This window comes from Oryzihumus sp. (assembly GCF_054325275.1).
On sequence record NZ_JBTCWL010000016.1, the window covers coordinates 23,898 to 49,480 of the forward strand.

Sequence of the window (25,583 nt, forward strand, 5' to 3'; positions counted from 1 at the left end):
TCGAGACCGACAGCAGCCCGGGCACCGGCACCTGCGTCACCTTGCGATTGCCCCGCCTTGCGCGACCCGCCTCCGAAGAACCCCAGAGTCGGGAAGGTGCGGAGCGCCTATGTGCTCGATCGACCGATCGCGGCGAGGTGCTCGTGGATGAGACGGACAGACAGTGCGCCGTCACCCACAGCGGCCGCCACGCGCTTGACCGATCCGCTGCGGACGTCGCCGCAGGCGAAGACTCCGCGACGGGTGGTCTCGAGCAGCAGGACGGGTCGGGCGACCCCCGGGTCATCATCGCGCGGCGGATGAGCGGCCTCAGCCGCCGCCCCCGTCAGGACGAAGCCGTGCTCGTCGCGCGCCACGTCCTCGGGCAACCACTGGGTTCCCGGCTTCGAGCCGATGAACACGAACAGCGAGCGGGCTGGAACCTCACGTCGCTCCCCGGAGCGCATGTCCTGCACGGCCACGGCGTCGAGCCGTTCGTCACCCATCAGCTCGGCGACCTCGCTGTGCAGCATCACCTCGACGCCGGGCAGCCCGACGATGCGGTCGGCGAGGTAGCGCGACATGTCAGCCGCAAGATCCTCGTTGCGCACCACGAGGATGACGCGGGAGGTGTACTGGGACAGGAACACTGTGGCCTGGCCGGCGGAGTTGCCACCTCCGACGACGACCACCGGGTCGCGCCGACACTGGTTCGCCTCAATCTCCGTGGCGGCGTAGTAGACGGCCGTGGACTCCAGCCGATCCATCCCGGGCACGTCCAGACGACGGTATTGCGCTCCCGTCGCGATGAGCAGGGCTCGAGCCCGAAGCGACTCTCCTGAGTCGAGGTTGAGGAGGTGGTGCCCGTTCTCGAGTTGCAGTGCTGAGGCACGCGCCGGCACTGTCACCATCGCCCCGAACTTCTTGGCCTGGATCACCGCCCGGTCCGCGAGCTCGGCGCCTGAGATGCCGGTCGGGAACCCGAGGTAGTTCTCGATCCGCGACGACGTCCCGGCCTGTCCACCCGTGGCGACCGCATCCAGCACCATCGTGGCCAGCCCCTCGGACGCGCCGTACACCGCTGCCGCGAGCCCTGCCGGCCCGGCGCCCACCACGATCAGGTCGCACACCGAGCCCCGTGGCTTCGGCTGCTGCAGGCCGATCAGACGCGCCAGGTCCTCGTTGCTGGGGTTGCGCAGAACCTCCGTTCCGCGCCAGATCACGACCGGCAGCTCGGCCGGCGTGATCCCCAGCTCCTCCACGAGGCGGTCCGCGTCGGGGTCGTCCTCCAGGTCCAACCAGCGGTGCGGCAGCCTGTTCCGTGCGGCGAACTCGCGCAGCCGTCTCGCGTCGGGGGAGTAGCGAGAGCCCACGATGCGCAGACCGGCCCCGAGCATCAGATGCAATGACCGACGAATCAGGCAGGCACGCAGGATCAGGTCACCGAGGGTGGGATCGGCGGAGACGACGTCGCGCAGGGCGTCGATCGGCACGTCCAGGACCTCGCCTGCTTCCCGCACGACCTCGGACAACAGCAACGCTTGGCCGGTGAGCATGCCGATCTCGCCGAGGAAGCGCCCAGGGCCATGGACAGCGATGATTCGCCCGGTGTCGCCGGCACCCTCCACGACGGCGACGTGGCCCGAGAGCACGACCATGAAGTCGCAGGAGGGGTCGCCCGAACGCACCAGCACCTCACCGGTCTGGACGGGGCGACGTGTGCCCCGCCTCTCCAGCTCGGCGATCTGGACCTCCGTCAGCCGCGGGTAGGCGCCGTACAGGTCCACCGTCTCGGTGACCTGCTCGGACTCAGGGGCCGTTCCGTCGGGTGTCGCAGCCTCCACGGCAGGCGGCTCAGACATACGACTGGTCCACGTAACACCACCGCCAGTCCTCGCCCGGTTCCATGGAGCGGACGATGGGGTGTTTCACGGAGGCGGCGTGGGCTCTTGCGTGCCGTAAAGGTGAGGAGTCGCAGCAGCCGACATGGCCGCAGGTGAGACACAGCCTCAGGTGCACCCAGAACGAGCCGAGGCGAAGGCACTCCTCACATCCCGTGGCGCGTGGGGCAACGGGCCGGACCATACCCAAGTGAGGGTCCGGGAGATAGGTCGTCATGGGCGCTCCTCGTGCCGCGCGGTGTATGTCAGGCGTGCCTCGGGTGTGGGGACGGGGGTCACGTCAGCCCCTGCTGCGCCGCGGCCGGTTCGTCCCTGAGCGCCTGGTCGAGCCACGTGCGCAGCACCCGGGCAGGTGCGGCGCCCACCTGGGTCGCGAGCACCTTGCCGTCCCTCATGACCAACAGCGTCGGGATCGCCTGGACCTGGAAACGCTGGGACAGCCGCGGTGCATCGTCCGAGTTCACCTTCACCAGCTTCAGCCGGCCTGCCCTCTCGGCAGCCAGCTTCTCCAGCTGGGGACTGACCATTCGGCACGGTCCGCACCACGGTGCCCACAGGTCGACGAGCACGGGAACGGTGGCCCTCTCCGCCACCTCGGCGAACGTGTCATCGTCGGCATCGACCACCCACGTCAGCGCCTGGTGACAATGGCCACAGCGTGGGCTGCCCTGGGCTGCGGCTGGCACGCGGTTCTTGTGCCCGCAGTGGCTGCAGGCGACGATGCGTGGCTGTGGGGTCGCGTTCATGAGGCCGCCTTCAGGTCTGCCTCGGGCTGCTCGGCCCGCACCGCGATCTCGCCATCGGCGACGATGACGTGGACGACCGCGCCGTCCTGGATGTTCCCGGCGATCAGCGCACGACCGATCCGTGTCTCGACCTCCCGGGCGATGAACCGGCGCAGGGGCCGGGCACCGTAGACAGGGTCGAAGCCTTGGGCGGCAATGAAGCTGGCCGCTTCCGGGGTGACGTCCACGCTGATCCGCCGGTCGCTCAGCCTCTTCCGCAGGTCGTTGAACATCAGATCGACGATCTGTTCGATCTCGCTCGGGGTCAGCGGCTTGAACAGGACGATGTCATCGACCCGGTTCAGGAACTCGGGGCGGAACTGATGACGCAGCTCATCCATCACCAGGTCCCGTGCTTCGGGCTTGAGCTCGCCATCGGACGTCACACCGTCGAGCAGGTACTGCGACCCGATGTTCGAGGTCATGATGATCACGGTGTTGCGCATGTCCACGGTTCGCCCTTGTGCGTCGGTGAGCCGGCCGTCGTCGAGCACCTGGAGGAGTGTGTTGAACACGTCGGGGTGCGCCTTCTCGATCTCGTCGAAGAGCACGACGGAGTAGGGCTTGCGCCGCACCGCCTCGGTCAGCTGGCCCCCCTCCTCGTAGCCGACGTAGCCGGGAGGGGCGCCGACGAGCCGGCTGACGGTATGCCGCTCCTGGTACTCGCTCATGTCGATGCGGACCATGTTCTCGTCGGTGTCGAAGAGCGCCGCGGCGAGCGTCTTGGCCAGCTCGGTCTTGCCCACGCCGGTGGGGCCGAGGAAGAGGAACGACCCGACCGGCCTGCGCGGATCCTTGATCCCTGACCTGGCCCGCATGATGGCGTCGGCCACCACGCGGACCGCCTCGTCCTGCCCGATGAGTCGCTCGTGCAGGATCTCGTCCAGCCGCAGCAGCTTCTCCCGTTCGCCCTCCTGGAGGCGGGTGACCTCGATGCCGGTCCACCGCGAGACGATGGAGGCGATCTCGTCCTCCGTGACCACCTCGCGCAACAGCCGGCGCAGGCCCTGCTTGCTGGCCAGGTGTGCCTCCTCCGCCGGCAGCTGGCGCTCGAGCGTCGGCAGCCGCCCGTGCCGTAGCTCGGCCGCCCGGTTCAGGTCATAGCTGCGCTCGGCGCGGTCGGCCTCCTGCCTGACCTGCTCGATCTCCTGACGCAAGGCCTGGACCTTGCGCAGTGCCTGGCGCTCGGACTCCCACTGGGCCCGCATCGCGTCGGCCTCGCTGCGGACGTCCGCCAGCTCCCGTCGTAGCTCCTCGAGCCGGGCCGTGCTCGCTGCATCCTTCTCCTTGGCCAGCGCTGCTTCCTCGATCTCCAGGCGGGTGACCCGCCGGGTCAGCTCGTCCAGCTCGGCGGGCATCGAGTCGATCTCGGTGCGCAGCATGGCGCACGCCTCGTCCACCAGGTCGATGGCCTTGTCCGGCAGGAAGCGGTCGGAGATGTAGCGATGGCTGAGCACCACTGAGGCGACGAGGGCGCTGTCCTGGATCTTCACGCCGTGGAAGATCTCGAGCCGTTCGCGCAGGCCACGCAGGATCGAGATGGCATCCTCGACGCTCGGCTCCTCCACGAGAACGGGCTGGAAGCGCCGCTCGAGAGCCGCGTCCTTCTCGATGTGCTTGCGGTACTCGGTCAGGGTCGTGGCCCCGATCATGTGCAGCTCGCCGCGGGCCAGCATCGGCTTGAGCATGTTGCCGGCGTCCATGGCGCCCTCGCCGCCCCCGGCGCCCACCACGTTGTGCAGCTCGTCCACGAACAGCAGGATGCGGCCTTCGGATGCGGTCACCTCGTTGAGCACCGCCTTGAACCGCTCCTCGAACTCCCCCTTGTACTTGGCGCCCGCCACCAGCGAGGCCATGTCGAGGGCGAAGACGATCCGGTCGCGCAGACCCTCGGGCACGTCTCCGTCGGTGATCCGCTGGGCCAGCCCCTCCGCGATAGCGGTCTTGCCGACCCCGGGCTCGCCGATGAGGACGGGGTTGTTCTTCGTCTTGCGCGACAGGATCTGCACGACCCGGCGGATCTCGGCGTCGCGGCCGATGACCGGGTCCAGCTTCCCGGCGGCGGCGTCGGCCACGAGGTCGCGGCCGTACTTCTCCAGCGCCTCGTAGGCCACCTCAGGCATCGCCGACGTCACCCGCTGGTTGCCGCGGACGGCCGTCAACGCCTCCAGGAACCGGTCGCGTGTCAGTCCGCTGTCGCGCAGCAACCGTCCCGACGTGCTCTGTGGCCCCTCGTCGACCAGGGCAAGGACCAGGTGCTCCACGGACACGTACTCGTCCTTGAGGCGCTTCGCCTCCCGGTCGGCGGCGTCGAGCAGCCGCGACAGCCGCTGGGTGACGAACACCTGTCCAGGCTCGGCGCCGGGACCCGTGACGCGCGGTCGACGTTCCAGGTGGCTCTCCAGCTCGGCGCCCAGGGCGGCAGAGTCGGCGCCGGCCTGGCTGAGCAGCCGCGGGGCGAGGCCATCGGCCTGCCTCAACTGCGCCAGCAACAGGTGCTCCCCGTCGACCTCGGTGTGCCCGAACCGCATCGCCACGGTCTGGGCGTCGTGGAGTGCTTCCTGTGACTTCTGCGTCAGGCGGTTCATGTCCATGTCGATGCTCCAGTCCGTTGCGGGCGGATGCGGGTCGCTTCCAGGACGGCGATGCGGTCGAGCAGGTCGACGACGAGCCCGAGTGCCGCGTAGTTGAGGGCGAAGCCGGCGCGCAGTCGTTGCAGCCTGGCGACGGCTTGCACCTGATCGGGGCGGAGCCAGAGCCGGCCCTGCACGTCGGTTGATGCCCTGAGAAGGCCGAGGGCGACGTACCGGCGGACCATTTCCGGGTGCAGCCCCGTGAGCTTCGCGAAGGTCTCCAGGTCGAACACCAGCGGACGGGCGAGGGCGTAGCTCATCGCGCGCTTCTCGGGTTGAAGATGGACGTGTCGGCCAGCTCCTTCCATAGTCGCTCCTCCTCCGTCGTGGGTGACTTGGGCACCATCAGGCGCGCCTCGGCGTAGAGGTCCCCGGGCTTTCCTCGGGGATTGGGCATGCCACGACCTCGGAGTCGCAGTCGGCGGCCCGTGGACGTTCCCGCTGGCACGGTGACGGTCGCCTCCCCGCCCGGCGTGGTCACGGGGACCGAGGCGCCCAGCGCCCCTTCCCAGGCCGCGAGCGACAGGTCGACGTACACGTCACGGCCAGACAGGCGGTATCGCCGGTGCGGGGCGATACGGATGATGAGGTAGAGGTCACCGGCCGGGGAACCGCCGGTGCCACGTCCGCCCTGTCCCGCGAGCCGGATGCGCTGGCCGTCGATGACACCGGCGGGGATCTTGACCTCCACCGTCCGCTGGTCATCCGGGCCGCTCACGGCCAGAGTCCGGACGCCGCCCGCATACGCCTCCTCCACCGTGAGGACCAACTCGACCTCCTGGTCAGCGCCCGGGATCGGGCCCCAGCCCCGAGGCTCCCGGCCGCCGAACATGCCTTCGAGAATGTCGTCGAGATCCACGCCGCTCCCGAAGTCGGCGCCGGGCCGGCGGCCAGGTCCCGCGCCGCCCCGACCCCCTTGGCGGCCGGCGCCCGCACCCGCTCGCGCGCGGCCCCGGGCGCGTGGGCCGGCGCCCTCGGGCACCTGCCTGAAGTCGGGTCCGAAGGCGTCGTACCGCTGGCGCATGTCTGGGTCGGACAACACGTCGTACGCCTCGGACACCTCCTTGAAGCGCTCCTCGGCCGATGGGTCCTTGTTGACGTCAGGGTGGTACTGGCGGGCGAGTGAGCGGTAGGCCCGCTGAATCTCCTCCTGGCTGGCGGTGCGCGGCACACCGAGGGCGGCGTAGAAGTCCCTCGACGCCATCACTGCTCCCATGCGGCCACGATGACGGACGCCGGCCGGAGCTGTCGTGGGGCGTCCCCGTAACCCGGCTTGACGACATGGACCACCGTCCCGGGCTTCGCAGACGCGTCGACGACGGTGCTCACCGCCTCGTGGCGGCGTGGGTCGAACGGGGCCCCCGTGTCGTCGCGCTGGGGGAATCCCAGCCGCGCCATCAGGTCGACGGCCTGGTCGTGAACCGCCTGCACTCCCTCGCGGATCGCGACCGGGTCGGCGCCAGCGTGCTGCAGTGCGAGCTCGAGGTTGTCCAGGATGGGCAGCCAGTCGGCCGCGACACGCGCCCGTTCCTCGTCCCTCAGTTGCTCGCGCTCGCGCGCGAACCGCTTGCGCATGTTGTCAAGGTCGGCGACGGTCCGGCGCCACCGGTCCTCGAGCTCGGCGACCCGCGCCCGCAGACCCTGCTCGGTGTCCTCGGCTGTCGTCCCGGCCGACTCGTCGACCCGCGGTTGGTCAGTGCCATTCTTCGTCCCCGCCGCCTGGTGCGCGGAGGCCGCCACGCCGTCCTGCGCAGGCGCCTGCGGGGCGTGGGGCGCAGGAGGGACCTGGTCGGTCATGACACCTCAGCTCGTCGTGAACTCGGCGTCGATGACGTCGTCCGCGTCCGGCGATGAAGGCCCCTGCGCCGACGGTGACGGTCCGGCATCGGGCCCGGAGCGTGAGCCGGCGGCTGACTGTGCGGCGGTGAGGCTCTGGACGAGCTGCTGCAGCTCGCTCGTCACCTCCCTGAGCCGCTCGAGCGGGGTCTCCTTGGCCACGGCCTCGCGTGCGTCGGCGACCACCATCTCGGCCCGGGCCCGCTCGTGCTCGGCCGCGTTGTCCCCGAGCTCACTCAGCGCGCGTTCCACCTGGTAGGCGGCCGAGTCGAGCTCGTTGCGTGCGTCGACCAGCTCACGCAGCCGCTGGTCCTCGCTGCGGTGCGCGTCGGCGTCGGCGATCATCCGCTCGACCTCGGACTTGTCGAGGTTCGAGGACTCGCTGATGGTGACCTTCTGCTCGGCGCCGGTGTCCTTGTCCTTGGCGGAGACATGCAGGATGCCATTGGCGTCGATGTCGAACGTCACCTCGATCTGCGGCACCCCGCGGGGAGCGGGCCGGATGTTCTCCAGCCTGAATCGCGCCAGCACACGGTTGTCGGCGGCATTTTCCCGTTCTCCCTGGAGCACCACGACGTCCACGGCTGACTGGTTGTCCTCGGCCGTGCTGAACGTCTCGGTGCGCCGGGCCGGGATCGTGGTGTTGCGCTCGATGACCTTGGTCATCACCCCGCCCAGGGTCTCCAGGCCCAGCGACAGCGGCGTGACGTCCAGCAGCAGGACGTCTTTGACCTCTCCCTTGATGATCGCGGCCTGCACCGCGGCACCGACGGCGACGACCTCGTCGGGGTTGACCGTCATGTTGGGGTCCTTGCCGCCGGTGAGCCGGCGAATCAGGCTCTGCACGGCGGGTATGCGGGTGGAGCCGCCGACGAGAATGACCTCGTCGATGTCGTCGGGCGTGAGCTTGGCGTCACTCATCGCCTGCTTGACCGGTCCCAGGCAGCGGTCGACGAGGTCGGCGGTGAGCTGGTCGAACGTCGAACGCATCAGGGTGGTGTTCAGATGCTTCGGGCCGGAGGCATCAGCGGTCACGAACGGCAGGCTGACGCTGGTCTGGGTGACCGAGGACAGCTCCATCTTGGCCTTCTCCGCAGCCTCGAAGAGCCGTTGCAGGGCCTGTGGGTCCTGGCGCAGGTCGATCCCGTTGTCCTTCTTGAACTCGTCGGCGAGGTGATCCACGACCCGGCGGTCGAAGTCGTCACCGCCGAGGTGGGTGTCGCCGGCGGTGGACCGCACCTCCACGACGCCCTCGCCGATGCTCAGCACGCTGACGTCGAAGGTGCCGCCGCCGAGGTCGAAGACGAGGATGGTCTCGTTCTCCAGCCGGTCCATGCCGTACGCGAGCGCAGCGGCCGTCGGCTCGTTGATGATCCGCAGCACCTCGAGGCCGGCTACCTTCCCTGCGTCTTTGGTGGCCTGACGCTGGGCGTCGTTGAAGTGAGCCGGCACCGTGATGACGGCCTCGGTCACCTTCTCACCCAGGAACTTTGCGGCGTCCTCGACGAGCTTCCTCAGTACGAGTGCGGAGATCTCCTCCGGGGCGTACAGCTTGTTGCGGATCGTGAACCGGACCGCCCCGTCAGGCCCGGGGACGACGTCATAGGACACGGCCTTGATCTCGTCACCGACCTCGTCGAACTTGCGGCCGATGAACCGTTTGGCCGAGGAGATCGTGCCCTTGGCGTTCAACACTGCCTGCCGCCGCGCCATCTGGCCGACGAGCCGCTCGCCGGAGTCGGTGAAGGCGACCACGGACGGGGTGGTGCGCGAGCCCTCCGCATTGGGGATGACGCTCGGCTGGCCGCCTTCCATGGCTGCGATAACGGAGTTGGTCGTGCCCAGGTCGATGCCGACTGCCTTGGCCATCGGTCCTCCTCATGGTGTCGGTGCTGACGGTGGGTGAGCCGGGCGGTGGCGTCACTCGTCAGCCAGCTCCAGGTCTGTTTCGCCCGCTTCATGGGATCTTTCCGCCGGCGGAGGAGCGTGTCTGTGACCAGAACTGGTGATCTCGGCCGGGCGTGCCGAACCCGCGGTGGCACGTCCATCCCGAAATACGCGTCAGGGGCGTAGGCTGACTGGAATCCACCGAGTACGGGGCCCGTCCGCGTCGAGTCGCCGAAACACCGAGATATTCCCGCGCCCAGAGGCGGCAACTCCATGACGTCCACGCTGTCGAACGGTGGCAACGGCCACGTCGACGACGGCTGCGCACATCTGCAGGCGTCCTTGACGGTCGCGTCGCGCGCCGTGGTCCGACCGCTCCAGCCGACGGGTCGGGACCAGGCCCTGGACGTGGCCCTCCTCGTAGGCCACGTCTCCAATCGAGGCGGCAGCGCTGGTGAGCGTAGTGGCTGACGTCGAGGGGCGAGTGTCCAGCGCCGATCCGGTGCAGCGGAGGTATGCCGGCCTGTCCGAGCCGCCCTCCGACGGCTCCGAGCACCAGCTCGGTCGGGTGTCGCCGCGGACCCGGCTGGTGCTGGAGGTCGCAGCGGTGCTTGGTCGCACCTTTGATGTCGCCGATGTGGCAAGGGTGCTCAGGTGCCCTGTCGCCACCTTGGCACCCGCTGTGCGCGAGGCCCTGGGCGCCAAGGTGCTCGTGGACCGCGGAACGCTGGCGTTCTCATGCGGCCGAACGCATCGAGCCGTCTACGAGGCCATCCCCTCCGCAGTGCGGAACGCCCTGCAGGTCGAGGTGGCTGGGGCGCTCTTGGGTGAGCGCCGCACCGCAGCGGTCGCCGGGCTGTCGCTATGCCCCGACGCTGTGGCCAAGGCAGTCGAACGTGCAGCCGATGACGCGGAGGTCGATGCGCCGCGCGTGGCGGCGCGGCTTCGACTGCTCGCGCTGGCTCTGGCCTCCTGGGAAGATCGCCGACGCCCCGAGCTCACGCCGAGCACCGTCCACCGGCTCGCCCGCGCGGGTCACGCAGCTCAGGCTCAGGCGCTGGCGGCTGCGCCACTCAGGGTTGCGCTGCCGTCCGAGCTCCAGGCGCAACGGCAACTCGAGCTGGCGAGAAGTCTCCTGGATGAAGGCCGCGTGGAGAACGCGCTGCAGCACACGACGGCGGCGCTGGGCATGACCCAGATGCCCGGCCGGCTCCGGGCGTCCCCGTCGGCGACCCGGTGTGCTGCCCACGGCGGGCTCGGGGACACGACGTCGTCCCTGGTGTCCGGGCGGCACGCATTGGCCCTCGCGCGCCGCCGCGATGAGCGGTCGGCCGCCTGTCGTGCGGTGCTTGCCATGAGCGAGGCCGAGCAGATGTCCGGTCACCTCGGTCGCTCGCTCCGCCGGACCGACGAGGCGTTGCACGTCGCGGTGCCCGCGCGGGCCGAGATTCCGATGATCCAGCCACAGTGGGCACACGGCCGGACCCTGATGCTGTTGGACCGGTTGAGCGAAGCGTCGGTGTCGTTCGAAGACGGCCGACGCGAGGGCGAGCGCAGGGGCTCAGGGAAGAACGTCACCCTGGGACACGCCTGCCGCGCGAGCCTCATGCTTCAGCTCGGTCAGCTCGACCAGGCGTGGTCCGAGGCGCAGGCAGGTCTGGATAGTGCCGCGGTGCTGCACACGTGGGGGGCGGCTGCCGAGCTCTCTGCGGTGATGGTCGAGGTGTCGACCCTCAGGGGTGAGCTCGACCGGGCCGAAGACCTCGTCCGCAAGGCCGCGCTCTGCCACTCCCAAGGCACCCGTGGCGGGCTGGCGCTCATGTGGGCGATCGCGCACGTCGAGGAGGAACGTGGTGAGCCGCGCCGGGCGTGGACCCACGTGGCGACTGTCCTCGGGCTGCTCCCTCGCCGGCTGCAGGGGTTCCTCACCGACCCACTGGGCGGAGCGCGTCTGGCTCGGCTGGCAATCACGGTGGATGACCGACGAGGGGCGCTCTCGGCGGTCACCGGGTCCGAGCGGCTCGCCGCACTCAACCCTGGCGTGGTGACCATGGAGGCCTCCGCTGCGCTGGCGCGGGGGATGGTGCACGGCGACGCCGCCCAGCTGCAGGAGGGGGTGGCGCTCCTACGCTCCTCAGGCCGCCCGATCAGCTTGGCGTGGGCCTGTGAAGCTGCAGCGCGTCAGGATGGCGTCCTCACCAACCCGGCTCGTCGACGTCTTCTGGAGCACGCGTGTGTGGAGTACGAGCGCGTTGGCGCAACCGGTTGCGCGGCACACGCGGGCGCCCAGCTGCAAGCGGCTCCGGTCATTCACGCACCTCATGGGGCAGCGCTCCATCGCGCCGACTGGCAGAGCCTCACCTCGGCAGAGCAGCGCATCATCGATGAGGTGTCACGAGGACTCACCAACCGGGAGGTCGCGAGGCGCCTCTTCGTCTCCCAGAACACCGTCGAGTCACACCTCAAGCACATCTATTCCAAGCTCGGGATCCACTCGCGGACACAGCTGGCCCTCATGGTGGCCACGCATGGAGAACCGGCGCCTGCCACGGGCTCCTCGGCATGACGGCGTACGAGGCCACACCCCCTCACGGACCCGAGCCGCGCGACGAAGGGCGGTCGCGCGACCGCTCCTTCTTGGCGGGCATGCGAGCGTGGCGGAGGCGACGTCAGGTGGCAGCCGGCCCACCGACTCCTTCCAGCCGCCCGGTGGTTCCAGTGGCTCCGGCCAGTGAGGAGGCGCATCAGGCCGCGCTCGCGCTCGGCCTGGTGGGCACGGCGGGGATCTCCGAGGAGACCCTCGGCCGGCTGTGCTCGGATCTGGTGGGGGATCTCCGGCAGCACCTGCCGGGCGCGGTGTGGAACATCGGCACGGAGCTCGAACACCGCCTCGGGCCTCCGGCTGACCTGGACGACCTGCTGGACTGCGCCCGGCGGCACCTGCTTGACACGAACCGCCACCTGGTGCTCCTCGTCACCGAGCTGCCGCTCAACGTTGGACGCCGGCCGCTGCTGAGCCACGTGAGCCCGAGCCAAGGGGTGGCGGTGGTCTCTCTCCCGGGCCACGGGGCGCTTGCGCCGAAGTCCCGCACCCGCAGGAGTCTGCTGCGAGCGGTGCAAGTACTGGTTGGTGCGGCTGCCCCTGAGGACAGCGACCGTGATCAACCCCGGCGCGGGCACCGCAGCCGGGCCAGCGTCGACACGCGGATGCACGAGCTCGCTACCGCTGTCTCTCCCGAGCAGGGAGGCGTGACATTCGCCGCCCAGGTGATTACCGGGAACCTGCACCTGCTCGCGGGGATGGTCCGGGCCAACCAACCCTGGCGACTGGTCCTTCGCCTCGCACGGTCACTCTCGGCTGCGCTCGCCGCCGCGGTGGCAGCGCTTGTGACCCAGGACATCTGGCGGCTCTCCGAAGCGATGGGTGCACCGAGGCTGGCTATCGCAGCAGTCGGATCCATTGCCGCGGTGTGTGTCGCGCTCATCGCAGGCGCGCACCTGTGGGAGCGCTACCCCCGGCGGTCCGCTCGCCAGCAGGTCCTGCTGCTCAACGCCGCGACGACCGCGACGGTCGTGCTTGGCGTCATGGCGCTCTACGTCATGCTGTTCTCGCTCACCTTGGTCGCCGTCCTGCTGTTCGTACCCGACGATCTCTTCGCCTCTGCGCTGGGCCGCGCCCTCGGGCCTGGTGACCAGGTGCGGCTGGCGTGGCTCGTCAGCTCCGTGGCGACGCTCGCCGGGGCCTTGGGCGCCGGACTCGAGAGCGACGAGGCCGTGCGCGCGGCGGCCTACGCGCACCTTCGTCGTACCGACCAGTCCACATGACGCGGCGGGCAGTGCCTCGACGCGGAGCAGCGCACCGTGACACACCGAAGCGCGTCGACCCGCCGCTGCGTCCGGTGCTGTTCGTGAGTTGGCACGGGTGGGGACCGCCGGAGCACAAAGACAGCCTCCGCTGCCTAGGCGCAGTCGGCGCAGACGTCCGTCCCGGGCGTGTTGCGCTGGCTCTGGTGCTTCACGAGGAAGCACTGGGCGCAGGTGAATTCGTCGTCCTGTTCCGGGACGACGGTGACGGCCAGCGCGACGTGTGACAGGTCCGCGCCGGGCAGTTCGAGGTCGTCGCCGAGGTTGGCCTCGTCGTCCACGATGAGGGGCTTGCTCGTCGTCTGGCGGGCGGCTTCGAGGACCTCGGCCTTGCGGTCCTGCTCGTCCTCGGCGGTGCGCCTGGGGGCGTCGTAGTCGGTCGCCATGTCTCTCCTTGGACCATGCGGGGTGGGGGGCGGGGCATCCCGAAAGGGGGGCGTGCCGGCCACATGCCTGCGTACCCCGGGCGCCGACACGGAAAACGGAGGAAAGTGCCCTGCGCGGCACTGAGGAGCCCGGTCACCGGCCGGATGAGAGCAGACCGGTGCTGGTCGCCATCGTCGCCGGTGCTGCTGCACGGTCGGGGCTGTGTCTGGTCCGGACCTGACGTCCGCCGTGGGCGCATCGGGTGCCCCTTGCGCCTGACGCGCCCACGGAGGCACGAGTTCCGCTCCGGGCCCTGGACCCGCATTGCGGCCATCAGCGTGCCTGCAGGGGCTAGTTCCTCTGTCGTTCCTCGTCTGTCAATAGTTGTGGGCTCCCAAGGCTGCCCGCCCCAAAACCCTCCGCGAAGGGACAGGAGATCGGCGTCAGCCAGGTCCAGGTGTCGCGGCTCCTGCGCGGCACCCAGTTGCGACTCGGTTGGCCCGTTCACGGGACCGGGCTACCGTCGGCCGTATTGAAAGTCCCTCGCAAGGGGTATCCGTAGGGGACATCACCGTGCGCTGAGAAGAGGCCGCCGATGGCACAGAGCAGCACGAGCGGGGCTACGGCCGCCACGGAGCGTCGGCCCGCCTTCGAGGTGCGCTCCATTGACTACGTCCCGCTGAACGAGCGCCACGGCAAGCTGTGGCACCTGGGACCTCTGTGGTTCATGAGCAACGCGCAGATCGCCACGCTCGCGGTCGGCGTTCTGGGGGTGACCACCGGAGGCAACCTCATCTGGTCGCTCATTGCGATCGTGCTCGGGGTCCTGACCGGCACCTTCTTCATGGCGGCCCACTCGGCCCAAGGGCCCCAGCTGGGGCTGCCGCAGATGATCCAGTCCCGCCCCCAGTTCGGCTACGTGGGCGCCATCCTGGTCTGGCTCTTCGCCTATCTGCAGTACGCCGGGTTCAACGTCTTCAACACCTTGCTGGCGGCGGATTCGGCGCACGCTACGGTCCATGGCGGGACGTCGTTGTGGATCGTCGTCGCCACCGTCGTCGCCGCTGTCGCTGCCATCGCGGGCTACGACTTCATCCACAAGATGGAGCGCTGGCTGGCTTATGGCTTCGTCGTCTTCTTCGGGATCCTCACCGTCGCCTTCTTCACGTTCGGCTTCCCGGCGGGGTCATTCGACCTCGGCCACTTCGACCTGGCGCCGTTCCTGCTGCAGTACTCCGTCGTGGCGGGCTACCAGATCAGCTGGGCGATCTACGTCTCGGACTACTCGCGCTACCTGCCACCGGACGTCACCGTCAGCAGGACCTTCTGGTGGACCTACGGAGGATCGGGCCTCGGCGCGATCTGGATCATGAGCCTGGGCGCCGCCCTGGCGGCCTGGGCGGGCAAGGCCTTCGACGCCATCCCCTCCCTGGAGTCCGCCGGCAACCAGGTGTTCGACGGCTTCGGCGCGGTGATCCTGGTCTTCTCGGCCCTGGGCCTCATCTCGGTCACGGCCCTGAACATGTATGGCGGCTCGCTCACCCTCATCAGCGCCTCTGACTCGTTCAAACGGATCCGGCCCACGCTGGGCGCCCGGATCGTGACCATCTCCCTGACCGCGGCCATCTCCCTGGTCGGTGCGCTGGCCAGCACGAAGTCGTTCCAGACGAACTTCGAGAACTTCCTGCTCATGGTGCTTTACCTGTTCATCCCCTGGACCGCGGTCAACCTGGTCGACTACTTCATCGTCCGGCACGGCCACTACGCGATCGAGGAGATCTTCAACCCCAACGGGATGTACGGCCGGTGGGGCTGGCGTGGCATCGCCGCCTACCTGATCGGCTTCGCCGCCATGATCCCCTTCTTCAGCACCGGCCTCTACACCGGACCGGTCGCCGAGGCCGCCAAGGGGGCGGACTTCTCGCTCTTCATCGGCCTGCCGGTCTCGGCGCTGTTGTACTGGCTGTTCTGCCGCAACCTGGACATCGAGGCCGAGGTCGCCGTGGCGACCAAGGAGCGGGAGGAGCTGGAGTACGAGGCGGTCCACCACATGCGGCCCGAGCCGGGCCACGGCCCGCACCCCGGGTGAGCAACGGCCCGTGGACGCGTGGTCAGCCGCGCAGGCGGTCCGCTGCGGCGAGGTGACTTCCCAGGAGCTGGTCGAGCGGTCGCTGGAGCGCATCGCCCGGTTCGAGGGGGTGGTCAACGCCTTCACCGTCGTCCTGGCGGACCAGGCCCGCGTCCGGGCGCGTGAGGTCGACGCCCTCCACGCCGCCGGTGCCGGGGACGCTCTGCCGCTGCTCGGGGTCCCGATCTCGGTGAAGGACCACGTCTGGCTGGCCGGGGCGCCGGCGACCAACGGCTCGGCCGCCCTGCGGGACTTCGTCCCTGACGTGGACGCCGTCCCGGTCGGCCGCCTCAAGGCCGCCGGCGCGGTGGTGGTGGGCAAGACCAACAACCCGGAGTTCTGCTACCGGGGGTTCACCGACAACGAGCTCTTCGGCCTCACCCGCAACCCCTGGGCGCCGCCCAACACCCCGGGCGGCTCCAGCGGCGGCGCCGGCGCCTCGGTGGCGTACGGGGCCACGCCCATCGCGGTCGGCACCGACGGCGGCGGGTCGATCCGCATCCCCGCTGCCTTCTGTGGGGTCGTCGGGCACAAGCCCACCTTCGGCCTCGTGCCCAAGCTGCCGGGTTTCCGCGGCTGGCCGAGCCTGTCGGTGGACGGCCCGATCACCCGTTCGGTGCGGGACGCGGCACTGGCGCTGCACGTGATGGCCGGACCCTCGCCGGAGGACGACCTGACCTGGCCGGTGGACGTCGGCGACCTGCTGGGTGCCGTGACCCGGCCGGTGGACTGGTCGACGCTGCGGATCGCCGTGTCGGAGGACCTGGGGTGGGCCCCGGTCGAGCAGTCGGTCCGGGCCGCCTTCCGGGACGCAGTGCGGCGGCTGGTGGATGAGGGGGCACAGGTGACCGAGGCCCAGCCGGATGCCCCGTACCCGACGCAACTGTGGAACGACCTGGCCCTGCCCGAGGGCTTCGCCTCCGAGGGGCCGCTCCTGGAGGAAGCCGGCGACCTGCTGTCCGCCGGCACCCGCGAGATCATCGAGGCCGGGCGGGCCGCCAGCGCGCGGGACTACCTCGACGCCCTGGAACGGCGGCGCACCTACCGCCAGCGATGGGATCTCTTCTTCGAGGACTACGACGTCCTATTGACACCGTCCATGCCCCTTCCCGCCTTCGGCACCGACGTGACCTCGCCTGCGGCCATCGACGGGGTCCCGGTCGACCCCTTCTTCGACGACTGGTGTGCGCTGGCCCTGCCCGCCAACCTCACCGGTGGCCCGGCGTGTGCCGTCCCCACGGGCTGGGCCCCCTCCGGGCTGCCGGTCGGCATGCAGGTGATGGCACCCCGCTGGGCCGATGCGCGGGTGCTGCAGGTGGCCGCCGCCTGGGAGCGGATCGCCCCGTGGGGCGACCGGTGGCCACCTGCGACCGGGGCGTCTCGGCCCTACCCGGCGTGACCGTCGCGACCGCGGGAAAGTGAGACTGTGGTGGACATGAACTCAGCTACCCCTCGGGGCCCCGTGGACGCCACTGCGGTGCCCCGGTTCGGCGGACCGGCGACCTTCGCCCGCCTTCCCCGGCTCGACGAGGTGGGCCGCGCCGACGTGGCAGTCGTCGGCGTCCCTTTCGACAGCGGCGTCAGCTACCGCCCGGGTGCCCGGTTCGGCCCGGGACACGTGCGCGCGTCCTCCAAGCTGCTGCGCAACTACAACCCCGTGCTCGACGTCGAGCCGTTCGGCGTGCAGCAGGTGGCTGACGCCGGGGACATCGCCTGCAACCCGTTCTCCATCGACGAGGCGGTCGAGCAGGTCGACCGGGGTGCCCGGGCAGTGCTGGAGCACAGCACGCGCCTGTTGACCATCGGCGGGGACCACACCATCGCGCTGCCCCTGCTGCGGGTCATGCGCGAGGTCCATGGGCCGGTTGCCGTGGTTCACTTCGACGCCCACCTGGACACCTGGGACACCTACTTCGGTGCCCCCGTCACGCATGGAACGCCGTTCCGCCGGGCCAGTGAGGAAGGGCTGATCGACCAGACCGGAAGCATCCACGTCGGCATCCGCGGCCCGCTCTACGGCCCTTCGGACCTGGCCGACGACCAGGCGCTCGGCTTCCAGGTCGTCGGCTCCCACGACATGGACGACCTCGGGTGGCGCGGCGTGGTCGAGCGGATCCGGGCCCGGGTCGGTGACCGACCGACATACGTCTCCCTCGACATCGACGTGCTCGACCCCGCCTTCGCGCCGGGAACCGGCACGCCGGAGGCGGGCGGCCTGACCAGCCGCGAGCTGCTGAACATCCTGCGCTCGTTCAACACGCTCAACCTGGTCGGGGCCGATATCGTCGAGGTGGCGCCCGCCTACGACCATGCGGAGGTGACCGGCATTGCGGCCTCCCACGCGGCATACGAGCTGATCAGCGCCATGGCGCCCGCTGCGGAGGCGGGCCCGCGTCCGCATGTGAGCGCGTCGACGACGGGGCTCGGCGGCTGAGGAGCTCCTCGCGGCCGATCGCGGGGCAGGAGCACGCGGGGCGGGCGCGGCGGCGACACGGCCGCATGCCGAGCCTCGGCTATTTGGCGAGTCCCGCGATGAGGTTGATGGTCGTCGCGATGACAACGGCCCCGAGCAGGTAGGACAGGAGCATGTGCCTCAGCACCGTGTCTCGGACCCGCTGCCGGGTGATGTCCGTGTCGGAGACCTGGAAGGTCATCCCCACCGTGAACGCCAGGTAGGCGAAGTCGCGGTAGCGCGGATCGGAGTCCTCATTGAAGTCAACGCCACCGGAGGAGTTGACGTAGTACAGCCGGGCGTACCGCGCGGTGAACACGGTGTGAGCGGTGGCCCAGGCGAGGGCCACGCTCGAGACTCCCAGTGCGGCCACGAGGTCCTTGCCGGACCCGGTGGCCTGGCTGCCGCCGAGCAGCAGGGCAACCGCGCCCAGGCTGGCGACCGCAGCAACCAAGACCACCGCGTCGGACGTTGCCTGGCCCGGGTCCTCCCGGCAGGCGTGACGCCGCGTGTCCGCGGCGGACATCGGCCAGATCGTGGCCCACATCCACGCCACGAACACCGCGGCCGCCAACATCCACCCCGCGAGGACCGCGAACCTCCAGGAAGCGACTGTCGCCACCCCGGCGCCGCCGAGGGCCCCCAACGCGGTCGCCACGAGAACACGGACGCGCGCGGAGGGGTCACGCACGCGGCTCCGCGCCTCTGCTGTCACGGTGCCAGTCTGGCCGAGGCTGCCGCACCACACCGCGCCGCCCAGCCGGTGAAATCGACGCGGCTCGGTTCCACAGCGCCGCGGCGCGCCTCGAATCGGTACGCAGGCCAGGAAGGCTTCCTCCGGGGCTGGATCGAGGAGGTCGGCCTTCGCTGGAGGCGGTGGTGACGGTCAGAGCAGGCCACGCGCCTTCCGGCGCAGGACGCTGGCGGAGGTGGCCCGGTCTCGCTCGTGGCTGTGGAGGACCCCGTACGTGAAGCCGTCCTCGCCGTGGCGGGCCGCCTGCTCACTGAGTCGGATCACGGTCCGTCGTGCGACCACGCCGTCGTGGTGCTCGCCGAGCCTGTCCTGCACCTTCTTGACGGCCCGGGCGTATCGCCGGATCGGCTTGCCGCTCACGGGCTGTGCAGCCTGCGCGGCATACCGCAGTCGCTTGGTGGCCTTGCGCAGCTCGTGGAGGGCCACATCGGTGTCTGCCACCGTGCCGGCACGCTTGACCTGCTTGGTGGACCGACGAACCCTCTTCCGTTCGCGTTTCAGTGCCTTCTCGACCGCCGTGTCGGCGCGACCGGTGGCCGCCTCTGCCCATGGAGGGTCGGCGACCAGCTCGTCGAGCAGGTCGAGCAGCTGGAAGTATCGGCCACTCTCAAGGGTCTGCATCGCCTGGCTGCAGCCTTCGACTTGCCACTCGTTCAGCTCGTCACGGATCCGCTCCCGGACCGGGCCGCGCACGAGCTCCGGCGGCAGCTCCTCGACGTCGCGTTCCAGGCGGGCGCGCATCACCTGGGCGTCGCGGGCCAGGGCGAGCTCACCGCCGAGCCAACGCAGCTCGTCGCGGACATGCCGTCCGGCCGCCGGTTCGACCAGGTCCTTGAAACTGGCCAGGCCAGCACGAAGCCGGCGAGCCGCGATGCGGAGCTGATGCACCGAGTCGGGCTGACCGCGCCGCAGTCGCCCGTCGTCTTCCTTGAGGCGGCCCAGTTGCTCGCGCAGCACCGCGAGGAGCAGGTCGGCGGCCGGCCCGGACGGCGTGGGCGCCGGCGGCTCCTGCCGCTGCGGCACGCGGTCGCCGAGTGCGTGGGCGAGCTTGGAGGCAGTGTCCGCGGGTGTGGCGCCGCACTGACAGAGCCGCTCCTCAAGGGCGTCGAGGAGCTGCGGGGCGGCGTCGTCTCCAAGCTCGACCTCCCACTCCCGCCAGTGTTTGCGCCGAACGCCCTTGACGCGTGGCCGGGTCGTGACGGCGTCGTCGGACACCTCGGCCAGGACTGCGTGGTTCTTCCCGATGAGGCGGTGGACCCGCCGGATGGTGTGGACTTCCAGCGCCGGGGCGACCGGTTCCCGCCTGGTGTGGACGCGCACGGGAGTCAGGAGCTCCGGAGGCACCGGCTCGTCAGCCACTCCCAGCGGGACGGTGAGCTCCTGCTTGGTCCCGTCCCCGGACGGGAGCTTCAGCGTCCACTCCGGGTCCTCGCCCCCGGTCCGCCGCCGCAGCGTGATGCCCTGCCCAGCCAGTGCGAGGCTCGCCGTGTCGTAGTAGATCGCATGGAGAGTCCACGCCTGCGGGGACTCGACGCCGACCACCTCAGGGAGCTCCGTCAGCACCTCAGCCGGTGGGAGCTCGGTGGAAGAGTCCACGGCGTACTTGCGCTCGACCTCGAGATTCTGCTCCACCATGGGGGACCAGTACCCGCTCCGGGGTAGGCCCAGACGTCCAAGGCTCGCCCATGGGCACGCTCAAGGGCTGCCGCCTGAGCGTGCGGCGTGCCTAGAGTGCTGACCACACCGCGTCCCGGGCCACCTCGACCATGGCGAGGAAGGAGGCGATCTCGTCCTCGGCCAGCTGCCGCAGGGCCGCCGCCTGTGCGGTGCGGAAGACCTCGCCCACGGGGACCAGGTTCTCGCGACCCCGGTCCCGGCGAAGCCTCGCGAGCTCCTCGGTCTCCTCGTGCTCGGCATGGGCCCCCGACGTCGCGGCGCAGCCGGGCGAAGCGCTCCTCGAACTCGTCCGAGTCCGGGTCGAACTGCTCGAGCTCGGTCAGGGCGGCGCTCGCCTTGGCCTCCTCGTCCTCGCGAGCAGTGGCGATCGACTCCCCGCCGGGGAGGTCCTGCCGCGTCAGCGGGTGCACGACAGCCGCCTCGGCGGCCTCGTGCGCCGCCAGGTCCCGCCGCAGCTGGAGGAACTTCTCCGCCCGCTGTGCGCCACGCGAGTCCGCCACCGTGCCCATCAGCGTGCTGAGAGCGCGGTGCTGCTCCACGACGAGGTCCATGAGGTCAGGGGCTTCGTTCGCGGAAGGGGCTTCGCCTTCGTGCGTCGTGGCGCGGCGCACTCCGACGCCCTGGTTGTAGGCGAGGTGGCCACCCAGCCATCCCGACAGGCCGACCATGCTGGAGCCGGCAAGGCCCCACCGCCTCCCCGCGCGGTGGTTGCCGCGTGTCCTCGCCACCCAACCAGCGGTGAAGCACGCCAGCGCAGCCACGTTGGTGGCGGCATGGGTCAGTCCCACCCGTTGCCGGGGCCCGCGGGTGGGAAGCCAGTCGTTGGCGCCGGTCAGCGCCGCCGGCAGGGACAGGACGAGCCCGGCCCCGGTGAGGGTACGCGCCGCGTCCTGGTGCCTCTCGTCGCCGAGGACGTCCAGGATCGAGGCCGAGAGCCACGAACCCAGGGGGAGCAGGACGACCGCCGGGTGCGCGGGGTGGCCGAGCGGCTCACCGCCGAGGATCCCGGCGGCGGCCTGGTTGCGCCGAAGCGGCGACAGCAGCCGCGCCAGGCCGCCCGCGACGGGGTCCAGGAAGGTCGCCTCCTCTACGGCTCCGGCGACTCGGTCGGCCACGGTACTGAGTGCTGCGTTCACGGCAGATCCGTCCTTGTTCTCGAGGCAGTGGGACTCCGGGGATGGACCCCATGGGAGAGGTGAGCCAGCCCTCCGGGGTGGCCGGGCCGCTCAGTCCCGGCCGGGGACGCCCGGCGCGTGCGGGTCCGGGTCGACGACGGGCCCGGGGTCCTGCGGGGCCTCCGGCGAGTGGTCGGGCTGCTCGCTGGGAGCACGGCCGGGCTCCGGGTCCTCACCGGGGTCGACCGGGGTCGGTTGCTGGCTCATCGGGTGCCTTCCTTCACAGCCGGTGGTGGCGACGCCCGTCCCGGGCGGCCTGTTTGCGACCGTGCCCCGTTGCGCCGTGGACGAAACGCGGATGGCATCCGGGATCCCGGAGAGGCGGGTAGCGCATCCGCGGTGATCGCGCGGCCGGGGTGGCCTACTCCTGATCGTGACCGGATTGGGGTGATGCCCCGGGCCCGTCGTCCACGGCTGTGCCGACGACCGGTGCCGGGCACGCGGTTGCCACGTCAGCCGCACTGAGGCATGGTCGAACGAATGCCCATCTCCACAGAGCTCGTCTGGTACGCCAGCTACGGCTCGAACATGGCCGCCTCGCGCCTGCGCTACTACCTGACCGGAGGCACCCCACCCGGCGCACGCCGTCCACACCCCGGTGCGCGCGACCCACGACGGCCACGGGCAGCCCACGGCATCAGCATCCCGGGCGAGGTGTACTTCGCGCGCAGCTCGTCCCTGTGGGGTGGGGGCATCGCGTTCTTCGACCCGAACGCGCCGGGGGTGACCGCGGCGCGCGCGCATCTCGTCTCGCTGGGGCAGTTCAGTGACATCGCTGCCCAGGAGATGCGACGGACCCCGGGCCGCGACCTGGACCTGACCCGGGCCCTGGCCACCGGCCGCGATCAGCTCGGTCCCGGCTGGTACGAGACGCTCCTTCACCTCGGTGACCTCGACGGCATACCCCTGCTCACGTTCACCGCGCCCGGGCCGGCGGACGCCGCGGTCCTCAACGCTCCGGCAGGGCCGTACCTTCAGCTGCTCGCCCACGGGCTCCAGGAAGCGCATGACTGGGAACCCGCAGAGGTCAGCTCGTACCTGAGCCAGCTGCGCGGAGCCCGTGGGTCCTGGTCACACGCGGCCATCAGCCGGCTCCTTGCTGACGCTGCCTGAGTCACCCGGCCGGTGAGGTCGGGGGCCGTGGGCGCCAGAGCCTGCGGCATCCAGCCTCCGCCACAGGACCACGGCCAGGACGGCCATCCAGAGCAGCCACGCCCCGATGTTGCCCCGTTCGTAGAAGCCCATCAGTGGTGTCGGGAGGCCCTGGGCGACGTGCGGGGCCTGCGCGCCGGTCAACGCACCGAACACGAGGATCACCGCTACGGTCGCGGCGCAATAGATCCGGAACCCCCACCCGAGGCCGGCGGCGGAGAACGCGATCTCGGCGAGGACGAACACCGCCGTCAGGGCTGTCATGCCGATGTGGCCAAGGTCGTTGGCCGCCATGGCTGCCCCGACGACCACGTCCTGCCGAGCGGTCATGGGGAACGGAAGCCACAGCAGGCTGGTCACGCCGAAGATCATCAGCAGGGCCCCGGTGACGCGCAGCCAGCGGTTGCCGCGGGCGGCGCGCCAGACCCCGACACCGAACGCGACCATGGCCGGCATCCAGATCGCGTTCATGCCGATGAGGAAGGGCCGCGCGGCCGCCCCCCGGGCGGAGAGCTCGCTCACAGCCTGGTCCATCCGGGTGTATCCCCGGGTCATCGCGGCAGCGACGAGGTCGTTCCCCACGACGTAGGTGACCGCGTACAGCACACCGCAGGCCAGGAGGCCCTTGGTGAGCCGGTCGGCGCGCGGTGCCGAGGGCGCTGGAACGGCCTTCACCTCAGACATGGCGACTCCCGTGCGGCTCTGCGCGGGACTGGCTGCCGACGGCCTCGCGCACCGTCTTCAGGCTGGGCCCGTGCGCGGTCGGCTGGAAGGGCCTTTGGCCCGTCCGCACCGCTGCCGCCGCGCCCTGCAGACCGGCATGCCGGTCCGTGGCCACGCGGTATGCCGGACACTCGCCGGAGTGCCCGGCATACCGATCGGCGTGGAACCCAGCGGCGCGCCGGTTGCCGGGAGGGGCGCGCCGCCGGGAGCTCGGCGCCGACGCCGCGGGCGCAGCGCTGCGCCCCTTCCCCGAGCCGGGCGCCTGCCGGCTGGCCCTGCTGCCGCGACGCACGAGCAGGACCGGAGCCTGACTGGCGGTCAGAAGCCGCCCCAGGGCCCGTCACCCGGGCGCACCCGGAACGTCCCGGGTGGGGGATCCTCACCCGGGGGACCACTTCGGGGTGGCTGTCCTCAACGACACCCGGGCCGTGGTCCTGATCCAGCGACCGATACCGAGGACGCCTCCCTCCGGCTTCGTCCGGACGCGCGGAACGACGCCCTGACTGCGGCCGGGTCACCGAGCGTTGCGGGGTGAACGCCACATGGTGTGGACGGTCGGGCCGCCGTCGGGGAGGTCGAACGCGCCCACCTGTGCGAATCCGTACCGCTCGTACAGGGCCACGTTCGCCGGGTTGCTCGCCTCGAGGTAGGCGCCGGCGCCCTCGGCGTCGATGAGACGGAGGTTGTCGGCGAGCAGGGCCAGGCCATAGCCGTGACCGCGCTGCGCCGGGTCGGTCGCGAGCAGGCTGAGGTAGTAGTGCGGCTCGTCGCGTGGGTGCGCAGCCTCGAACAGCTCGAGTGCCTCCGACACCCGCGCGGAGCCGGGGCCGAGCAGGTCGGGCAGGAGCGCCTCCATCCTCGCCTCCTGCTCCTCGGACATGTCGCTGCGCCCCGGCGGGATCCAGATGCTCGTCGCGACGTCGCCCGCGGCGAGCCACACCCAGTCATGACGCAGGGCTCCTTCGACGAACAGGCCCCAGAACGCCCGATGCTGCCCCCGGCGGGCGCCCGGGTCCGGGAAGGCCCACGACCAGGTCGGGTCGTCGAAGAACGCGCCGACCACCAGCCCGGTCACCGTGGTGGCGTCATCCGGGCTCGCGACCCGCGGTCCGTCCTCCACGGCACGCACCCTCTCGTCTCACACGGGCAGCGACCTCGCGCCGTGCGCCGGTTTCACGGTACGGCGGTGGGGGAGTGGGGCGGAAGGTCCGACGCCACGCGGCATACCTCTGGCACAGTCCTGTCCATGACCGGTGTGGGGGCGCCCGGGGGACGCGCTGCGGGGGTGGGCCGATGAGCCGCACCCCGCTCGCGATGTGCGTGGCCGGCACCCTCTGGGCCGCGGCGCTGGTCGCCGCGATCTGGACCGTGCCGTTCTACACCCTCGACTCCGGGGTCCCCGGGGTCCAGCCCCGCATCACCCTGTCCGCGGCCGCCGCGGCCGGGCTGGGCGACCACGCCAGCTTGCCGGCCCTGCCGATCGCGGCGTTCATGGTCGCGCTGGTCCTCGCCATGGCGGCGACCGCGCTGGTGCTGCTGGCCCGGCGGCGGCGCAGCCGAAGGCTGGCGGGGGCAGCGGTCGTCGCGAGCGTGACGCTGTTCCTGCTGGCCGGCGCGGAGTTCGTCACCATCTTCGTGGGCGTGTATGTCATGCCCGCCGCAGCGCTGCTGCTCGCCGGATCGACCGGCGTCGTCGGCCAGGTGCGGGAGGTCGAGCCGCATGGGCCCTGAGCCGAGCCCGCCCGGCGCCGGGCCGCGCCACCGCGGGCTGCTGGTCGGGGTTGCCGTGGTCGGCATCGCGGCCGCGGTCCTCGGCATACGCGCTGCCACCCACGGGCCCACGCTGCTCGGTGCCGGGGGGACCGACACCATCAGCTTCGGGGCCGCCCTGGACGCCACGAGGGCGGAAACGGACTACCTGTTCGGCGGGGTCAACCTCTGCGTCGACGGGGACGCCCCCATCCGGATCCTCGCGGTGCGCCCCATCCGACCGGTCAACGGCTTCAGGGTGACCGGCTTCGCCACCGCGACACGCAGCCGCAGCCATCCGGCCTTCTTCGGCGCGGGGCCCGGCGGCCTGAGGTCCAACGGATTCGGACCCGGACCGGCATGCCGTGGCCACCCGCTGCGGTGCCGCCGACCCCACCGAGCTGGTGGTGCAGGTGCGCCGGCCCGCCGGGCCGGCTGACACCGCGTGCGCCGGGGGACTCTCCATCACCTACTCCAGCGTCCGGGGAGGCCCCCGCCGGTTCGACATCGCGCCGGTGCTGG

22 protein-coding genes and 1 pseudogene are annotated in these 25,583 nt (G+C 70.8%); 8 read left to right on the forward strand and 15 right to left on the reverse strand.

Translation table 11 applies throughout. From position 1 onward, the window contains the following. Positions 1-107 precede the first annotated feature (107 nt). From ACXVGS_RS06020 to dnaK, 8 genes are all read right to left on the reverse strand, one after another. Positions 108-1,766: an FAD-dependent oxidoreductase gene (locus tag ACXVGS_RS06020; RefSeq protein WP_458536738.1), complete on the reverse strand. Its 1,659-nt coding sequence runs from the start codon at positions 1,764-1,766 to the stop codon at positions 108-110. A gap of 67 nt (positions 1,767-1,833) precedes the next feature. Then, on the reverse strand, positions 1,834-2,097 hold the full coding sequence (locus ACXVGS_RS06025; protein ID WP_458533361.1) for a UBP-type zinc finger domain-containing protein: 264 nt from the start codon (positions 2,095-2,097) through the stop codon (positions 1,834-1,836). A 58-nt stretch (positions 2,098-2,155) separates the two neighbouring features. Further along, positions 2,156-2,626 carry a thioredoxin gene (trxA, locus tag ACXVGS_RS06030; protein ID WP_458529463.1) on the reverse strand — a complete coding sequence of 157 codons (471 nt, stop codon included), beginning with the start codon at positions 2,624-2,626 and terminating at the stop codon, positions 2,156-2,158. After that, positions 2,623-5,259, reverse strand: a complete 2,637-nt coding sequence (gene clpB, locus ACXVGS_RS06035) for an ATP-dependent chaperone ClpB (RefSeq protein ID WP_458536739.1) — start codon at positions 5,257-5,259, stop codon at positions 2,623-2,625. Before clpB ends, trxA begins: the two co-directional genes overlap by 4 nt. Further along, positions 5,250-5,558, reverse strand: coding sequence for a chaperone modulator CbpM (locus ACXVGS_RS06040; RefSeq protein WP_458529461.1), 309 nt, complete (start codon positions 5,556-5,558; stop codon positions 5,250-5,252). Before ACXVGS_RS06040 ends, clpB begins: the two co-directional genes overlap by 10 nt. After that, a complete protein-coding gene (locus ACXVGS_RS06045) occupies positions 5,555-6,514 on the reverse strand; it encodes a DnaJ C-terminal domain-containing protein (RefSeq protein WP_458536740.1) in 960 nt (319 codons plus the stop codon). Before ACXVGS_RS06045 ends, ACXVGS_RS06040 begins: the two co-directional genes overlap by 4 nt. After that, positions 6,502-7,095 (reverse strand): nucleotide exchange factor GrpE, encoded by a 594-nt coding sequence (locus ACXVGS_RS06050; RefSeq protein WP_458536741.1) that lies wholly within the window; start codon positions 7,093-7,095, stop codon positions 6,502-6,504. The genes ACXVGS_RS06045 and ACXVGS_RS06050 overlap by 13 nt, the downstream gene beginning before the upstream one ends. Before the next feature lie 6 nt (positions 7,096-7,101). Next, on the reverse strand, positions 7,102-9,003 hold the full coding sequence (gene dnaK / locus ACXVGS_RS06055; protein WP_458529458.1) for a molecular chaperone DnaK: 1,902 nt from the start codon (positions 9,001-9,003) through the stop codon (positions 7,102-7,104). 481 nt (positions 9,004-9,484) lie between these two features. Between dnaK and ACXVGS_RS06060 the strand changes: the two genes are divergently transcribed. Together ACXVGS_RS06060 and ACXVGS_RS06065 are read left to right on the forward strand one after the other, a co-directional pair. Continuing rightward, a complete protein-coding gene (locus ACXVGS_RS06060) occupies positions 9,485-11,587 on the forward strand; it encodes a LuxR C-terminal-related transcriptional regulator (protein WP_458529457.1) in 2,103 nt (700 codons plus the stop codon). Positions 11,588-11,739: 152 nt separating this feature from the next. After that, a complete protein-coding gene (locus ACXVGS_RS06065) occupies positions 11,740-12,846 on the forward strand; it encodes a hypothetical protein (protein ID WP_458529456.1) in 1,107 nt (368 codons plus the stop codon). 134 nt (positions 12,847-12,980) lie between these two features. Here the strand turns inward: ACXVGS_RS06065 and ACXVGS_RS06070 are convergent, their stop codons facing one another. Beyond that, positions 12,981-13,271 (reverse strand): DUF4193 domain-containing protein, encoded by a 291-nt coding sequence (locus tag ACXVGS_RS06070; protein WP_458529455.1) that lies wholly within the window; start codon positions 13,269-13,271, stop codon positions 12,981-12,983. Between the two features lie 575 nt (positions 13,272-13,846). On the opposite strand from ACXVGS_RS06070, the gene ACXVGS_RS06075 reads away from it, so the two are divergent. Genes ACXVGS_RS06075 through speB form a run of 3 tightly spaced genes read left to right on the forward strand, consistent with a single transcriptional unit; the run spans position 13,847 to position 17,813 of the window. Further along, positions 13,847-15,340 carry a purine-cytosine permease family protein gene (locus ACXVGS_RS06075; RefSeq protein ID WP_458529454.1) on the forward strand — a complete coding sequence of 498 codons (1,494 nt, stop codon included), beginning with the start codon at positions 13,847-13,849 and terminating at the stop codon, positions 15,338-15,340. A gap of 52 nt (positions 15,341-15,392) precedes the next feature. Continuing rightward, positions 15,393-16,778 carry an amidase gene (locus ACXVGS_RS06080; protein ID WP_458529453.1) on the forward strand — a complete coding sequence of 462 codons (1,386 nt, stop codon included), beginning with the start codon at positions 15,393-15,395 and terminating at the stop codon, positions 16,776-16,778. Between the two features lie 36 nt (positions 16,779-16,814). After that, complete coding sequence (gene speB / locus ACXVGS_RS06085; protein ID WP_458532051.1) at positions 16,815-17,813, forward strand: agmatinase; 999 nt, start codon at positions 16,815-16,817, stop codon at positions 17,811-17,813. Between the two features lie 79 nt (positions 17,814-17,892). Here the strand turns inward: speB and ACXVGS_RS06090 are convergent, their stop codons facing one another. The 4 genes and pseudogenes from ACXVGS_RS06090 to ACXVGS_RS06105 form a co-directional block, all read right to left on the reverse strand. Further along, entirely contained in the window at positions 17,893-18,546 is a 654-nt protein-coding gene (locus tag ACXVGS_RS06090) for a DUF1345 domain-containing protein (protein WP_458529451.1), read from the reverse strand. A gap of 171 nt (positions 18,547-18,717) precedes the next feature. Then, entirely contained in the window at positions 18,718-20,220 is a 1,503-nt protein-coding gene (locus tag ACXVGS_RS06095) for a CYTH and CHAD domain-containing protein (protein ID WP_458536742.1), read from the reverse strand. 305 nt (positions 20,221-20,525) lie between these two features. Beyond that, positions 20,526-21,398, reverse strand: a pseudogene (locus ACXVGS_RS06100) (DUF2231 domain-containing protein); the annotation flags it as partial. A gap of 90 nt (positions 21,399-21,488) precedes the next feature. Next, positions 21,489-21,644 (reverse strand): hypothetical protein, encoded by a 156-nt coding sequence (locus tag ACXVGS_RS06105; RefSeq protein WP_458529448.1) that lies wholly within the window; start codon positions 21,642-21,644, stop codon positions 21,489-21,491. Between the two features lie 273 nt (positions 21,645-21,917). Here ACXVGS_RS06105 and ACXVGS_RS06110 point away from each other — a divergent pair, with 273 nt between their 5' ends. Beyond that, positions 21,918-22,550, forward strand: coding sequence for a histone deacetylase (locus ACXVGS_RS06110; protein WP_458529447.1), 633 nt, complete (start codon positions 21,918-21,920; stop codon positions 22,548-22,550). Here ACXVGS_RS06110 and ACXVGS_RS06115 read toward each other — a convergent pair. Continuing rightward, a complete protein-coding gene (locus tag ACXVGS_RS06115) occupies positions 22,509-23,273 on the reverse strand; it encodes a DUF998 domain-containing protein (RefSeq protein WP_458536743.1) in 765 nt (254 codons plus the stop codon). The genes ACXVGS_RS06110 and ACXVGS_RS06115 overlap by 42 nt on opposite strands. Positions 23,274-23,826: 553 nt before the next feature. Continuing rightward, positions 23,827-24,432 carry a GNAT family N-acetyltransferase gene (locus ACXVGS_RS06120; protein WP_458529445.1) on the reverse strand — a complete coding sequence of 202 codons (606 nt, stop codon included), beginning with the start codon at positions 24,430-24,432 and terminating at the stop codon, positions 23,827-23,829. Between the two features lie 173 nt (positions 24,433-24,605). Here ACXVGS_RS06120 and ACXVGS_RS06125 point away from each other — a divergent pair, with 173 nt between their 5' ends. Then, complete coding sequence (locus ACXVGS_RS06125) at positions 24,606-25,043, forward strand: hypothetical protein (RefSeq protein WP_458532048.1); 438 nt, start codon at positions 24,606-24,608, stop codon at positions 25,041-25,043. Continuing rightward, complete coding sequence (locus tag ACXVGS_RS06130) at positions 25,033-25,500, forward strand: hypothetical protein (RefSeq protein WP_458536744.1); 468 nt, start codon at positions 25,033-25,035, stop codon at positions 25,498-25,500. Before ACXVGS_RS06125 ends, ACXVGS_RS06130 begins: the two co-directional genes overlap by 11 nt. Positions 25,501-25,583 lie beyond the last annotated feature (83 nt).

What these genes read in the sequence shown, in the direction of transcription:
- ACXVGS_RS06070 (WP_458529455.1), bottom strand. Translation starts at nt 13,271, where the DNA reads ATGGCGACCGACTACGACGCCCCCAGGCGCACCGCCGAGGACGAGCAG.
- speB (WP_458532051.1), top strand. Translation starts at nt 16,815, where the DNA reads ATGAACTCAGCTACCCCTCGGGGCCCCGTGGACGCCACTGCGGTGCCC.
- ACXVGS_RS06130 (WP_458536744.1), top strand. Translation starts at nt 25,033, where the DNA reads ATGGGCCCTGAGCCGAGCCCGCCCGGCGCCGGGCCGCGCCACCGCGGG.
- ACXVGS_RS06105 (WP_458529448.1), bottom strand. Translation starts at nt 21,644, where the DNA reads ATGAGCCAGCAACCGACCCCGGTCGACCCCGGTGAGGACCCGGAGCCC.
- ACXVGS_RS06110 (WP_458529447.1), top strand. Translation starts at nt 21,918, where the DNA reads ATGCCCATCTCCACAGAGCTCGTCTGGTACGCCAGCTACGGCTCGAAC.
- ACXVGS_RS06025 (WP_458533361.1), bottom strand. Translation starts at nt 2,097, where the DNA reads ATGACGACCTATCTCCCGGACCCTCACTTGGGTATGGTCCGGCCCGTT.
- ACXVGS_RS06095 (WP_458536742.1), bottom strand. Translation starts at nt 20,220, where the DNA reads ATGGTGGAGCAGAATCTCGAGGTCGAGCGCAAGTACGCCGTGGACTCT.
- ACXVGS_RS06115 (WP_458536743.1), bottom strand. Translation starts at nt 23,273, where the DNA reads ATGTCTGAGGTGAAGGCCGTTCCAGCGCCCTCGGCACCGCGCGCCGAC.
- clpB (WP_458536739.1), bottom strand. Translation starts at nt 5,259, where the DNA reads ATGGACATGAACCGCCTGACGCAGAAGTCACAGGAAGCACTCCACGAC.
- ACXVGS_RS06045 (WP_458536740.1), bottom strand. Translation starts at nt 6,514, where the DNA reads ATGGGAGCAGTGATGGCGTCGAGGGACTTCTACGCCGCCCTCGGTGTG.
- ACXVGS_RS06050 (WP_458536741.1), bottom strand. Translation starts at nt 7,095, where the DNA reads ATGACCGACCAGGTCCCTCCTGCGCCCCACGCCCCGCAGGCGCCTGCG.
- ACXVGS_RS06125 (WP_458532048.1), top strand. Translation starts at nt 24,606, where the DNA reads ATGAGCCGCACCCCGCTCGCGATGTGCGTGGCCGGCACCCTCTGGGCC.
- ACXVGS_RS06040 (WP_458529461.1), bottom strand. Translation starts at nt 5,558, where the DNA reads ATGAGCTACGCCCTCGCCCGTCCGCTGGTGTTCGACCTGGAGACCTTC.
- trxA (WP_458529463.1), bottom strand. Translation starts at nt 2,626, where the DNA reads ATGAACGCGACCCCACAGCCACGCATCGTCGCCTGCAGCCACTGCGGG.
- dnaK (WP_458529458.1), bottom strand. Translation starts at nt 9,003, where the DNA reads ATGGCCAAGGCAGTCGGCATCGACCTGGGCACGACCAACTCCGTTATC.
- ACXVGS_RS06075 (WP_458529454.1), top strand. Translation starts at nt 13,847, where the DNA reads ATGGCACAGAGCAGCACGAGCGGGGCTACGGCCGCCACGGAGCGTCGG.